The organism is Sulfodiicoccus acidiphilus (genome assembly GCF_003967175.1).
Classification (GTDB): domain Archaea; phylum Thermoproteota; class Thermoprotei_A; order Sulfolobales; family Sulfolobaceae; genus Sulfodiicoccus; species Sulfodiicoccus acidiphilus.
This window is the reverse complement of record NZ_AP018553.1, coordinates 718264-732163: the sequence shown is the minus strand read 5'-3', so window position 1 is coordinate 732163 and position 13900 is coordinate 718264. Positions and strand designations below refer to the sequence as shown.

Sequence of the window (13900 nt, the reverse complement as noted above, 5' to 3'; positions counted from 1 at the left end):
CCATCCTCTCTCGGTCAGTGTAGGAAACAGGAGACGTAGTGATCTGGCTCCACCTCCTTGAGCTGCGGCTCGTTCTCTCGGCACGCATTGAATGCGAAGGGACATCTAGGATGTAGGGGACAGCCCTTCTGGACCTGTGTGATCTCGCCCTTTAACCTTACCTCTACCTTACTAGAGGGATCTGGCTTGGGGACGGCCGCGATGAGTGCCTGAGTGTATGGGTGCAGCGGGTTCTCAACTATCCTCTCCACAGGTCCCTGTTCGACTACCTTCCCTAGGTACATGACGTAAACCCTGTCGGCCACGTATGCGACGGTGGATATGTCGTGAGTTATCATGAGCACCCCAGTTCCCTTCTCTCTGAGTTCAGTGAATATGTTGAGCACTCCAGCCCTTATGGACATGTCGAGCATGGAGACAGGTTCATCTGCTACTATCATTTCGGGGTTTAAAACCAGGGCACGGGCTATTGCGACCCTCTGTAACTGCCCACCAGAGAGCTGAAGAGGTAGAGCTACGGCGTACTCCTCTGGCGGAGTCAATCCCATGTTCTCGAGAACCTTCAACACCATTTCTCTCTCTTCGTCTTTAGTGCTCGCTAGTCTGTGTATCCTTATCCCCTCGGCCACCACGTCATATACCTTGTACCTTATGTCCACCGCCTCGTAGGGTATCTGATAGATAATTTGATTCCTTCTCCTGAACTCCTTGAGCTCATCCCCCCTGAGGTCAAAGACGTTCTTTCCGTTCCAGATCACTTCACCTTCCACTGGCCTCTGGAGGGCCAGTATAGTCCTCCCCACCGTCGTCTTTCCGCTCCCAGACTCCCCTATTAACCCAACGATCTCCTTCTGACCCACAGCGATGTTAACACCGTCGACAGCCTTGACAATCTTACTCCTCGACTTGAAGTAAACCCTGAGTCCTTTGCTCTCTATCATCTCCTCACCCCCGTCACGTGACAGGCCACGTAGTGTCTAGGTTCGACTCTCAGGAGCTCGGGTTCCTTCTCTTTACAGATCGGCATAGCGAGGGGACATCGTGGGTGGAACCTGCAACCCCTAGGTGGATCTATCAGGTCAGGCGGGTAACCTGGAATAGACACTAACTTCCTCTCCCTCCACTTTCGCACGTCGGGTATGGACTTTATGAGGAGTTGGGTGTAGGGGTGGAGGGGGGATGAGTATATCTTGTCCACTCCTCCTAATTCCACCACCTTTCCAGCGTACATTATGGTCACCATGTCGCTAACTCCGGCAAGTAGGGAGAGATCGTGGGTAACCATCATCATGCTGAATCCCCTGGACTGTTGGAGTCCCTTCAACAACGACACTATTTGTGCTTGTGTTATGACGTCCAAAGCGGTGGTCGGTTCGTCGGCTATCACTAAGTCTGGATTGAGCAGCAGGGCCATGGCGATGATGACCCTCTGTCTCTGACCTCCGGAGAGCTCGTGGGGGAACATTTCGGCCTTCTCTTGAGGCACACCAACCGATTCCAGGGACTTGTATATTCTCTCCATCGCCTCTGCCTTACTTACGTCCTCGTGCTCCAGGATCGTCTCCAGCATCTGATCCTTTATTCTGTAAACAGGATCCAGTGCATCCATGGAGGCCTGAGGTATCAATGACATCCTCTTCCACCTCACCTCCTTGCTGAACTCCTTGAGGTTCATTTTCATTAAGTCCTTGTTCTTGAAGAGGACCTTACCTCCTAGGTACTCGCCGTTCTTAGGAAGTATTCTAAAAACCTGACTCACCACTGTGGACTTCCCTGAACCCGACTCTCCGGCGAGCCCCGTCACTCCTCCCTCGTTGACGAAGGTGGAGACTTCGTCTGCTGCCTTCACGTACCCCCCTTTAGTTCTGAAGTACACCTTCAGCGAGTCTATGAGAAGCACTGGATTTATTGCATCTTCTTCGAACGTCTCACTCACCTCTCAACCTGTATGGGCTCAACACGTCTAGAAGTGCGCTCCCGAAGTAGAAGAAGCCGAGGCTTAGCACTACTATTCCAATCCCCGGTGGGAGAACCCACCACCAGGCGAAGCTGTTCGCAGTTGACGCTGCAGTTGTGGCGTATCCCAGCATGTTCCCCCACGTGGGGAAGCTCCTTATGCCCAGCCCAAGGAAATCGAGTCCGGATTCCGCTAATATCACTCCTGGGACGTCGTAGGCCAGCTGAGCGAAAAGGATCCCCGCTAAGTTCGGAAGGATGTGCCTCATCATTATTCGAAAGTTACCAGCCCCCAAGGCCTTGGAAGACTCCACGAACGTCCTACTCCTGAGCGAGAGGGTCTGGGACCTGATTATCTTCATCGTGCCCGGCCAAGAGAGTAGTGCGATCAATAGGACGATCACTGTGGCTAAGCTGACTCTCACGATGGCCCCTGAGACTACCAGTATGGTCTCCACCGTGATCAAGAGAGGAAGTCCTGGTAGCAACAGGAAGAAGTCGGTGAAGGCATTCAGGGACAAGTCCACCTTTCCTCCCACGTACCCAGCTAGCATCCCCAGTACTAGCCCAATCGCAAGAATCATGGCAGAGGCCACTAACCCTATGAACAGGTCGAATCTGGCTCCCAGCACGAACTCGGCGAAGACGCTAGCACCATTGTCGTCGGTTCCCAACCTACCGTAGGCATATCCCTTGTCGCTGAACGTTGGTTTACTGAAGACGAAAACTTGTGGTGTGGAACCCTCGTTGTTCAACGATAGGGTGAGATTGTAAGTTCCAGGCGAACGGAATACGTAAATTGGAAGGTATATTCCACTGAGGGCCTGTTGTGTGGGAGAGAGCGTTGAAACGTAAGGTGAATTGGAAGCGCTCAGGAGGGCAGAACTTAGGAAGATCGTGCTTGGAGTACTTGGTACGCCAACTTGGGGCGGGATCGCGTAGTCCTTCGGGACGACACTATATAACCAAAACGTCCTGTTACCCTGGCCTATCAAGACATTAAGTATGTAGTATCCTTTTGGAGGAACCAGTTGAAAAGATACCGCGAAGGAATAAGGAGGTTTGTAATTCCAATTTACCGGGAATGTAACATTGACTACACCAGAAGGAGGCACTGTCACCTCTAGGAAAGTTGAATTGAACTCGGTAACTTTTCCCCCCTCAGATCGGAAGGTTGAGAGAATCAAATTCTGGTTAGGGGGGAGGTTCCTATACTGAGGAAAAACTGTGGCCCAAGCGGGCACGGCGTAAGGTGCCGCCACCCTGGCCTGAGACGGTAAGTAGGGATTACTGTAAGGGGTTATGACCGGTGCCGCCGCCGCCAAGACAGCAAATAACCCAAGGATCACTATGGAGGCCAAGAAGGACTTCCTGTGTAATAGGTCGCTGAGGGTCTTGTTCATTCGTACCTCACCCGGGGATCTATTAACGGATACAGCAGATCCATTATTAGGAGGACGACTATCGCGAAGAGGGAGATAATGTAGAAGTCAGCGCTCAACAACGGTATGTCGAGGGTTTCCGCTGCTGTGACCAGGAGCCTCCCGAGACCTGGGATGTTAAATATGTCCTCTACGAACACTACTCCCGCAAAGAGAAAGGCAAGATCTATTCCGACTCTCGTGAAAACTGGGAGGACAGCGTTCCTGACAATATGTTTGTACAATATCTTCTTCTCATTTATTCCTCGAGCCTTCAAGTTAACGATGAAGTTGCTGTTGTTCAGATCCACACTCTGGTTTCTAAGTAAGATCATTCGTACTCCGTAAGAGAGGACTGTAATTAAGAGGATAGGAAGAGTTAGGAATTTCATTAAGTTGAGCCAGTAGGCGGCTCCGCTTAAGGCTACGCCGTTCCTAGTTATCGCGTCCGCGATGTTAGTGGGGAACCATCCGAGTTGGAAACCGAAGTAGTACACTACTATCGCTCCTAACCAGAACGCTGGGATGAAGTAGGTCAAGATCGCGAAGAACGAATTCACGCTGTCTCCCAACTTTCCGTTCCTCGCCGCGGAGTAGATTCCCAACCCAATTGCCAACAAAGTGCTCAATATGAGACTCGGAACGACAAGCAGAGCCGTTACGGGAAACCTTTGAGCAATGAGGTCGAAGACGGGGGACTGATAGTGGAAAGAGACGCCAAAGTGAAACGTCAGTAATGCTATGATATATTTAACGTATCTTACGTCAAGCGGCTGATTGAGTCCGAACCTCGCGTCTAGCCCCTGGACTAGGACGCTTCTCGGGAGTCCCCTGTAAGTGGGCGGGACGTATAGCTGGGCTGGGTTTATGTTATATATGGCTGGTAACACTTGGAACAGGAAGAAATTGAAGTTGATTATAGCAAACAATAGGACTACTCGTTCAACTATCCTCTTAACGAGGTAATTCATCGTATTCAGAATTGTTGATCCCCTTTTATATGTTTACCAAAAGTTCAAGAGAGGTTGTTGTTGATTTATCACTTGATCTCAAGTGTTTCTGTTCACAAGTAGTGTTAGTGAGGTTGCATACGAAGACTTCAACGGAAGTAGAGGAGGTGAAGATTTTTATAGGGCGAGATAACTCACAATCTCAAATATATAAAGTACTCATTGCTAAAATCGATCCGATAGTCACATCAAGACCTTGAGAATATTTCCGAACTTAGTATCGCGTGTGGAGGGTGAACCCATACTTAACAAAAATCTTAAAAAATTAGGAGTTGTGGGAGTGGCAAACCTCCAGCGGGGAGGGATAGTCCCCTCATTTAAATTTAGTTTTCTAAAATTTTCCTAGTGGCGACGCCCTTCCCAGCTCGAGGTTTTATGGAACTAAGGGAGGAGCACCTAGAGTCCCTTCCCCTCTTTCCACATGAGGGACTAGACGCCATGGACGAAAGTCCCTTTTCATCTGGGAGATGGTCTCCTGAGCCGTCTCTCTCCACATATATAAGATGATGTAAACATGAATCGACGGGAGGAAAGACGAACTCTCTGGGAGGGAACCCCTCTGGGGGGAGTCAGATCTCAGAAATGTTCTGTAGAAACTCCAGCAAGGGTGAAGCCCAATTTAAGGTGCCCAGAAGGAATTACGAGGATACTTCGTTCCTGGGGTTTCAGAGTAGTCAGCACAGTCTAAAATACTGGAAACAATACTTAGTAGTTTTCTAAGTTTCTAAACTGTATTAAGGAGTTTTAAGGAAATCGTATGCCTTGTGCTTAGGGAGTTGGTGAAGACCCTTAAGATATTGAGAGAGTATGTTGGGCGGAGAGTAGTAGTAGGTACCCTCCACCACTCCTCCACGTTGTGGTTCACTGGAACTTCCACGGTTACCTTGTCTGTACCGGAGGGAATTCCTCAGTCAGGGGAGCGTTCTACGCAGTTCAGGGTGACACGGTTCTATTTTAATTCAGTTTTGTGAACGCGAATGGTAGATAACTTGTTATCATGATAAGATTTATAAGTTAATATGGAAGGTCTCTCTTGCATATGAGTAGCTCAACTTTAGGAACGGAGTATAAAAGGCTTATTCTAAGCTTGGCCCTCTTCCTGCTAATAGCGGCATCAGCGGTTTCGGCCCTTCCAAGCTTCAGCTACGCCATAACCAACTTCGATACCCCCATCCTTACCCCAGCCCAAGCCAGATACAACGAACCGTGGGTAGGAACAATAATCTACCTCTACGCCTACACCACCCACACGGACGAATATAACGCGCTAATTGCCGGAAAGATAGACTTCGCTACCCTGGATCACGCCGACGAAATTAAGACTCTACTGACACATTACAACAACACCATATTCACTGCGATTGCCCCAGTTGAAAGTTTCGGTCAGCTCGTGTTCGCTTTCGGAAACAATTTGACGGCCAACCTCTACTTCAGGTACGCCATAAGTAGCTTGATAAACACTACCGAGGTCACGACGTATGTTCTGGACGATGGACTCCTAGGAACCGACTACCCATACTACGTGAGTCCCACGATTTACAAGGAGTGGTTCAACCCACAAGTCGTGGCCTATTACAACCAATACGAATCTTACAACTTGACTAGAGCTGCAGAATACCTTTCAATGATCCCCGGAGTTACTCACGTTAACGGTAAATGGCTTTATAACGGCGTGCCACTGAAATTGACCTTCCTTTACGGCACGGGCGACACCCCCGCACAAAAGCTGGCTAACATCCTGGAGGAGGCCGCCTCCGAGATAAACCTTTCAATAACTCCCGTACAGACGACTTTCGGAACCCTCCTGACTGACGCCACTACACCGCCCTACAACGACTTCAACATAACTTCGTTCGGGTGGATAAGTTTAGGTCCCTTCCCCAACAGTTGGCTGGGAGCCATCTACAGTAGTCCCGCCAATACAGGGGGATTCTCCAACTCCACCGTTGGTCAACTCTATCAGAAGGCCTTCAATGCGCCCACTCTGGCGCAGGCAATAAATGAGACCAAGCAGTTGGAATATGTGTTGCAAGTGGACGATCCGTACGTCATCTTCGTCTGGAGTAATGCCATTCAAGGGGTGTACTTGCCTGGGTGGGCCAACTACATCTACATGAACTCTGGAACTCCAGTGTACGCCGTGAACATAATGGACGTCCATCCCATAAACTCCGCCCTGAACGGTACATTCATCTTCTCATCAGTAAGTTCCGACACTCCGAGACACCAGAACCCATATGCTAGCGTTAGCCTATACGCCGCCAACAGTATAGACGATATGTACGATAGTCTCGCAATAAGTCCACTCAACAACCCAACCCAGATTTCCCCTTGGATAGCGGCAAACTGGACCTATAAGGAGTTCGTAAACACCACTCTCCCCAATGGTGATAAGCTAGTCAACGGCTCCATTCTGACGGTGAATTTGGTCCACAACGACACCTGGATCGACGGTGCTCCTGTCACTGCTTACGACGTGAACTTCACTGTGTGGTACTACGACCTCGCGGGAATGATGGGAGTCAATACATTCGACGGACTCACAGTCAACTACACTTACCTCGTGGATCAGGGATTCATAAACAGCGACGTCTTCGACGAGATACCTTCCCTCGTGTGGACACAGGTGACGAGCCCGTACCAGATAGTGTTCTACTTCAATAGCTCCTCCTACTTAGACGAGTTCTACGCTCTAACTGGGTACATAATAATGCCTTGGCACGTCTACGGTTCCCTTCCACCTCAGGTGCTCTATCAGGAGAAGATATCTCCTCTGATATCTTCTGGACCGTACATGTTCGAGACTTGGAACGTTCCAGCCGAGGAGATAGTAGTGACGGCAAATCCGCATTACTTCAGGATAGATCCCGCTCTGTTCCCATATGCCGTTGTCGCTGGCTCTCCCTTCACTTACACCGCCAACTTCACATATTACACGTGGAACTATCAGACTAACGATTCATTAATAGCCAACCCTGTGACTGGGGCTACGGTCTACCTATACCTCAAATACCTTAACGTTACGGGAGAACCTTACGGTAACGTGACGGTGAACGGGCAACAACTGATCACGACCATGAGTCCAGTTGCCCCAGGACTGTACAGAGGGACCTTAAGTACCACTGGCCTGCAACCTGGTGTGTATGAAATAGTTGCGAAGGCCGTGTGGACTCAGAACGGACAGACTAGAATGGAGTACGACTACGGCGAACTTACCGTGGGAGCGCTAAAGCTCTCAACCAATGTGGTTACCACCCCCTCAGCTATGCTCACGGCTACAATAGAGGGCTCTAACGTCTCTGTCACGCAGGTCTCTCTCAACGGAGTTCCAGTCTCGTTCTCTACTCAACCAACCACCAATGGAGTCAACGTTGTCGTACCGTTCAATGCCTCCAACGAGGCGGACGGACCCTACACTCTCACAGTAGACTATACCATAGCGGGAATTCCATCGGTAAGTACTCTGACCTTCAGTAACAACTATCACTTCGCAGAGCTTCAGAACGAGACGGCGCAGTTGTCCAGCGAGATAGCGTCCCTGCACAGCAGTATAGCCTCAGTTCAGTCCTCTGCTTCGACGGCCTTCACCGTAGGAATAGTGGGAATAGTAGTAGCCATAATAGCCATTGCAGTGGCTGCCCTATCCCTAAGGAGAAGGTGAACTCTTAGTTTTTATGAGAGGGTTTCTCCGTTCAACGTAGTGAACGGGATGTAAAGACAGATTTTCTTCTTTATTTTTTCTTCTTTTTTTACCTCCAAAGAAGTTTCCTGACCTTTAAGAAGGGGAAGTTTTTTGTCTGGCGTGTTAAAAGCGAAGTAGGTCGTCCTTGGATTTCATATCCCTAGCTGAGTCGGCGGGGCTTCCGGAGATGGCGGCAGTCAAAGCCTATAGGTTAATTGGAGGGGGGTACTACATTAGACTTCATTACGCTAAACCCCCGATCATGTCTATTCTTCAAGGATGGCCACGGGTGTATAGGGCAGTTCACCCTGACTCTCACTACGTTGAGGATGCGGTGGAGTTAATGATAACGATGGACCTAATTACCATATACGGAACCTCTGCAGTTCTACTTGGGGAACCCATTCCCTTCTCCAGAATAGAGGAGGAGACAGCGAACCTGATGAGATCGCTAGGTCTTAGAAGTCGCCAAGTGAAAGTTCCTTCCCTCCCCACAGCCCTAATTGAGGACCTAGTTTCAAAGAGGAGACGCGAGTCCACCCTCTCCATAAATTCTCTTCTCCGTTCCCTAGCTCTACAGAGCAAAACGTTCCAAAAGGCTAAAATGGAACACCTGTGGCTCAAGGCAGTGAAGGAAGAGGATATACTCCGTGCCCTTAACTCAGCCAGGTTCCTTGAGGAGTTCTTGAACGAGGTACGCGTTAAGTTGGCCTTCTTTATCAGGTCGAGGGATAACGCCCTCGATCGGAAGATATTGAGCGAGGGAATTGAAGGAGCACTCTCTTGGGTTAGGGAGGATTCCCCCAACTCACTTAGTGTGGCGACGAAGGAACTAGACGAACTGCTGGAAAAAGATTAGATTTTTGGCCCCCTCAAGTTCGCAAATCTCGATGAGATTCGGTTCTAAAACCCACGAAGCCGTTTACAGCGATTTTCGTTGAGTCGTGAAGTTTATATCCTTTAAATACAGAAATGATTATACTGCTGAGACTAAAAGAAGTGTTCCACCGTTAAGGGATATCATATCAAGAGTTACAAGAAATGTTAAGAAAGGTTATATGAAACTGATAATACTTGAAACTAAGAAGTGGAGGTCTAGAGAAGAGGAAGTTGAAAAACTTATGGGACATAGTGGGAAATAAGGAAAATTATACTATAAGCCAGACTATCGTCGGACGCCTAGAAGGACGACCTGGTGAAACAGGACAAATACTTGGAGGACCAGGTCAAGGGAATACGACCTGGTGACAACAGACTTAGGTTCCAAAATGAACGCGAAGAGGAAGGGGTTCCTCGAGTTGTTAAGGATGATCCTCAACAACGATGTGTCTAAAATAGTCGTACTAAGGTAGGGGGATTTCCTGAGCCGATATACAGAAAGGGATTTTCACCCCTCGTGGCTATTTGCGATGAAGTCGGCCACAGCTCCTAGAGAATCTGGAGACAGTGGTTCAACGTGAAATGAACGTAAGGCTTTGAGGTACTTGAACGCCTCCGAGGAACTCACGCTCCACGGCGAGCCCAGGAACTCTACCACTTTCCTGAAGTCTTCTCCTTTGTAGAGGAATATCCTTCCAGGTGCTACGATAAGCGAGAAGTCCGTCGCTAGGGAAGAGGGAGTGGGGGCTGCGGCGTCATTGTAGGACTCTATTAAAACGTCTTTACCTTTCACACAAGGATCTGTAAGAAACCACGACTTCTGTACCAAGTCCCACACGTAAGATTCCTCTACCATTGTGGCGCTAACTTTTCTTTCCAGCTCTGTGACGTGTTTCCTCAAGCCTCCTGGGAGGTATCTTAACGAATTGGTTACCAGGTGCGTACTGTTTCCGCTTGAACAGTCTGAGACCCTTAACATGACCGGCATGCCGTTCTCGAGGTAATTCAAGTAGCTCCTCACGTTGTCCCTGAAAAACTCTGGATCTGGAACTCCGAAGAGGACGTCGAACGGGTTGACCTTCAGTGGGTCGGCCCCTAGCTCGTCGTGGTATCTTAAGACGTCGTTCCCTACGAGTATACCGAGTTCAACGCTCCTGAGGAGGGTGCTGAAGCTGTACCAAGCGTTGTGGCCGGCCACAGGTTTGAGTGGGGCCAATTTGAGGCCGACCTCTCTCAACCTAGAGAGAATCCCAATGGCGGTAGTGGTTTTGCCGGAGTCTGTGCGGAGGAGGCCAGAAACCAGGAGCCTCAACTCAGCCCAAGAACTTCCTAAGTAGAGCCATCTCTAAAACGTTTTTCCTTCCTTCCTCAGGCCTTCTCGCCTCCAGCGCTATGGCAACCAATTCGCTCAGCAGTCTGTGGGTTCTGCTCTCGTAGTCTTCCCCTCCTATTCTTATACCCAACACCTCCTCTGCGAAGGAAAGGTCTTCCCTTATTGATCGTAAAATCGAGTCATCTACGTTGAAAGGACCTCCCCTCAGCCTATCGAGGGCTTGATAGTCGGCGAATCTTAGGCTCTCCCTCAGGTCGTCCCTGAGGTGGAGGTATACCGAGCTCAGTTTACTCCACTGCTCTTCTGATAATCTTGCTAAAGACGCTAGTCCCAGGACTTCCGGTGGTATTCCTATGGAATAAAGGGAGGCTACGAACGTGATCGCCCTAGGTAAAGTTACGTTGCCACTACTCCTAGAGTACCCGAACAAACCGACGTGTAGTTTCCTAGCTCTCCTCTTGGGAACTAGAGTTGCCACTAAATTTATCACGTTCGCTAGCCCCTCGATTTCCCGCTGATACCTCCTTACGTAGGGTTCTAGAACGAAGAGTGCCTCTTCCCAGTTGTGACCGTCTCCTGGAAGGCCGTTCAAGTAACTTACGGACTTTCTCACTTCGTCCTCAGGATTATCGTATTTGAAGGAGGACTGAACCGTGAACGTATACACTCCCCTATACTCTTCACTTACCCTTTCCACATTAGAAGGCCTTAAGTTCCCCCTGAAAGGAGCAGAACCGACTCCGATCACTGGAAATACAGGAACCTCTAGCTCTTTCAGTTTCCTCAACGCCCACTTGGCCAAGATCGTAGCTGGAACGAGCCCATAGTTCATTGCGGGATCGGATCTCGCTATGAAAACCCTAATGTAGTTGGGCCTCACCGCCTTCACATATTCGCCCACAATTTGTCTTACGTTCAGGATGGACTGCATGTCCTCAACTAATGGAATCACCTCTATCCTCTTGGGAGAAACCTCACCAACGAGGTCCTTCACAGACAGCTCGCCATGTAAGTCAATGCTCTCCTTCCCCACCACTATTTTCTCGTAGTACTTAGCGACGGCCACGAGTTCTGACGAACTAGTAGTGAAGGGCAAGATTACCTCGAAGACTGCAGGTACGGGTCTCCCGTAAAACCTCTCAGCTACGTCGAACGCTATGGGGATGTTCTCCAAAGTTTCGGCGAACACTTTTCTCTCCGCGCCCTCGATCTTCGGGTTCGGTATCCTGTAAGTCAGGAACAGGTCTTTCCCCAGAATATGTTCCCTGAAGAAGTCTGGGTATGAGGACAGTAACTTTCTGACGACGTGGAGATCTACGTCCTTTCCTTCAGAGTCCCACATGACCTCTTGTGTCCCAAATAGGCTATACGAGAGGAAGGCCTCCTTAACCTCGTCTTCCCCTTCAATGGCCTCTGAACTCGACCAGCTGGGGACGTTCGCATTGTCGGGGTGTTGTGTTGACATCGTCCTCGGAACAGATCTCAAGGCAGCGGAATTTATGATACCTAAAATTTAAGTCTGTCCTACCTCTTACTCAACTAACCTTATACCCTTCTATCATTTAGGGCCACCTTGAAGTAAGTGAACCCCCCGCCTCCCCTCCACTTCGCCTCTTTAGATACACCGCTTGAGTCCCCAGCTATTACAAGCTTCATCCTTCTCATGATCACGGTGGAGAAGTGCACACCCAGCTCGACCCCTATCCAACTCCTTCCCATCTTGTGAGCTACCGCAGTCGTGGTACCCGAGCCGAGGAAGAAGTCCATTACCGTGTCTCCTGGTTCTGTGGAAGACTCGATCACCCTCTTGAGGAGGATCTCCGAGTTCTCAGTCTTGAGACCCCATTTGGGGTTGGTGGAGTACCCAGGAATGTCGGTCCAGTTCGTCCCCACCGCTCTCTTATCTAGGAGAATCTTCAGCTTGCCTTTAACCTCCCTAACGAGTCCCTTGTTGTACAACTCTCTCACCTTCGCTTCGCTGTAGGCCCACCTCCTCCCTTTAGGAGGATAGAACTCCTTACCGTCTATCCTTATCGGCTTACCTCTACTGTCTGCAGGTCTGGTGCCTAGATCGACCCAGGCTGCCTCTCGCGGAACGAACATTCGTTTGAACTTAAAGCCCTCCCCCTTGCTGTAGACGAGTAGGTTCTCGGTCTCCTCAGTTAGCTTCTTGAGGCTAGTTTTAGGGAGCGACTGATTCCTCTTTATGTCGATCTCGTTCCTGAAATTCTCCTCACCAAATACCGTGTTCATGAGTAGCCTTACTAGCATGTTTCCGTCGTGATCACACCTCACGAAGATCGCACCGTCGTCCCGAAGGATATCCTTAGCGATTTCAAGCCTGTTCTCTAACATGGTCAACCACATATGGTTTGGGTAGTTGACAGAGTATGTGAAGTCCCTTTCCCTATCCTTGTTGAATGGAGGGTCTATGTAAATCGCCTTGACTTTCCCCTTATTTTGAGGGATCAACGCCCGAAGAGCTAATAGACTATCTCCTCTTATCAGTGTTCCCTTTAATTCTACGCTCTTTTTGATATCCCCTCTCAGCTCTGGGAAGAATGCGGTGTCGACGGGAAGATGGGAACTTCTAGGGGAATCCGGATTTAAACCGAGTTCTCTCCACTCGTTGACCTGGGCCTCGAAGTTGGGGTGAGAGAGAACCGCTTGAAGCAGGTCTGAGGGCAATTCCAACGAACTTACCACGTGATTCTCTTGACTCAAACTCGGGTTTAGCACTTTTTTGAGAAGTCCCTCCTCCAGCCTCGTGAGCGTAGCTAGAAGTTCCTCGTCATCAACTCCGATCTCGGCCATCTTCGCTTTGAAGAACTTCTCTGGTTCCTTGGGTATTAGGAGGTGGCTCCCCTCAGGCGAAGGATCCAACCCCACATATATCATATCTTGCGTAGACCACACCAGCTTCACATCAGTTAGTTCAACGGTCTTCCTGAACGGCGGGACGGGGTTTCCCTCTTCGTCGAAGAGCTTCTGGAGAATTGAGTGAGTTCGAGAGGGCAGCTCTACGTGCTTTCCGTATCTCCGCCTAAGGGAGGCCAGCGCGTCCACGTGTTAAAGGTAGCCACCCTCCTTATAAGCGAGGAGCTCGAGAGATGTGTCATGGAGGGGCAGGAAGCTCCAGACTTCGAGTTGGACTCAACGCTGGGGAGAGTGAAGCTTTCCTCGTTTAGGGGTAAGAAAGTCGTACTCTACTTCTTTCCTCGCGCTTCCACACCGGGTTGCACTCGGGAACTGGAGAGGTTCAACGAACTCTACGAGAAGTTCAAGCAGCATAACGCGGAGGTTCTAGGTGTAAGTGTCGATTCTATCAACGCTCAGAAAAAGTTCGCTCAGGCCCACTCGGCTAAGTTTCCATTGCTCTCCGACCCTGAGAAGAAGGTAGTTTTGTCGTACGGTGTACTGAGCGAGAGGGGGACAAGCGCACAAAGGGTGACGTTCATAATAGACGAGAGTGGTAAGGTGGTTAAGGTGCTTAGGAACCTGAAAAAGGCTGAGGATCACGCCGATCAAGCACTCGAGGTAATAACCGAGCTGGCCAAATAAATGCTGTTTTGAACAGGTTTCTACGCGTCCATCTGGGTGTGTACCAGAAATCCTATTT

10 protein-coding genes and 1 pseudogene are annotated in these 13900 nt (G+C 49.6%); 4 read left to right on the top strand and 7 right to left on the bottom strand.

What is annotated here, in order from left to right; translation table 11 throughout:
* Positions 1-14: 14 nt before the first annotated feature.
* Genes HS1genome_RS03825 through HS1genome_RS03810 form a run of 4 tightly spaced genes read right to left on the bottom strand, consistent with a single transcriptional unit; the run spans position 15 to position 4348 of the window.
* Complete coding sequence (locus tag HS1genome_RS03825; protein WP_126449688.1) at positions 15-941, bottom strand: ABC transporter ATP-binding protein; 927 nt, start codon at positions 939-941, stop codon at positions 15-17.
* A complete protein-coding gene (locus HS1genome_RS03820) occupies positions 938-1936 on the bottom strand; it encodes an ABC transporter ATP-binding protein (RefSeq protein WP_126449687.1) in 999 nt (332 codons plus the stop codon). The genes HS1genome_RS03825 and HS1genome_RS03820 overlap by 4 nt, the downstream gene beginning before the upstream one ends.
* A complete protein-coding gene (locus HS1genome_RS03815) occupies positions 1929-3359 on the bottom strand; it encodes an ABC transporter permease (RefSeq protein ID WP_126449686.1) in 1431 nt (476 codons plus the stop codon). Before HS1genome_RS03815 ends, HS1genome_RS03820 begins: the two co-directional genes overlap by 8 nt.
* The gene (locus HS1genome_RS03810) at positions 3356-4348 is read right to left on the bottom strand and encodes an ABC transporter permease (protein ID WP_126449685.1); all 993 of its coding nucleotides are present in this window, start codon (positions 4346-4348) and stop codon (positions 3356-3358) included. Before HS1genome_RS03810 ends, HS1genome_RS03815 begins: the two co-directional genes overlap by 4 nt.
* A gap of 1078 nt (positions 4349-5426) precedes the next feature.
* Here HS1genome_RS03810 and HS1genome_RS03805 point away from each other — a divergent pair.
* The 3 genes and pseudogenes from HS1genome_RS03805 to HS1genome_RS12525 form a co-directional block, all read left to right on the top strand.
* On the top strand, positions 5427-8048 hold the full coding sequence (locus tag HS1genome_RS03805; protein WP_126449684.1) for an ABC transporter substrate-binding protein: 2622 nt from the start codon (positions 5427-5429) through the stop codon (positions 8046-8048).
* Between the two features lie 166 nt (positions 8049-8214).
* Positions 8215-8928: a hypothetical protein gene (locus HS1genome_RS03800; protein ID WP_126449683.1), complete on the top strand. Its 714-nt coding sequence runs from the start codon at positions 8215-8217 to the stop codon at positions 8926-8928.
* Between the two features lie 158 nt (positions 8929-9086).
* A pseudogene (locus tag HS1genome_RS12525) lies at positions 9087-9412 on the top strand (recombinase family protein); the annotation flags it as partial.
* A gap of 44 nt (positions 9413-9456) precedes the next feature.
* Here the strand turns inward: HS1genome_RS12525 and HS1genome_RS03795 are convergent.
* The 3 genes from HS1genome_RS03795 to HS1genome_RS03785 are packed head-to-tail and all read right to left on the bottom strand — an operon-like array spanning position 9457 to position 13347.
* Positions 9457-10260, bottom strand: coding sequence for an ATPase (locus HS1genome_RS03795; protein ID WP_126449682.1), 804 nt, complete (start codon positions 10258-10260; stop codon positions 9457-9459).
* A gap of 1 nt (position 10261) precedes the next feature.
* The gene (gene ppcA / locus HS1genome_RS03790) at positions 10262-11767 is read right to left on the bottom strand and encodes a phosphoenolpyruvate carboxylase (protein WP_126449681.1); all 1506 of its coding nucleotides are present in this window, start codon (positions 11765-11767) and stop codon (positions 10262-10264) included.
* A 59-nt stretch (positions 11768-11826) separates the two neighbouring features.
* Positions 11827-13347, bottom strand: a complete 1521-nt coding sequence (locus HS1genome_RS03785) for a site-specific DNA-methyltransferase (protein ID WP_126449680.1) — start codon at positions 13345-13347, stop codon at positions 11827-11829.
* A 51-nt stretch (positions 13348-13398) separates the two neighbouring features.
* Here HS1genome_RS03785 and HS1genome_RS03780 point away from each other — a divergent pair, with 51 nt between their 5' ends.
* Positions 13399-13842: a peroxiredoxin gene (locus tag HS1genome_RS03780; RefSeq protein ID WP_126449679.1), complete on the top strand. Its 444-nt coding sequence runs from the start codon at positions 13399-13401 to the stop codon at positions 13840-13842.
* Positions 13843-13900: the final 58 nt, after the last annotated feature.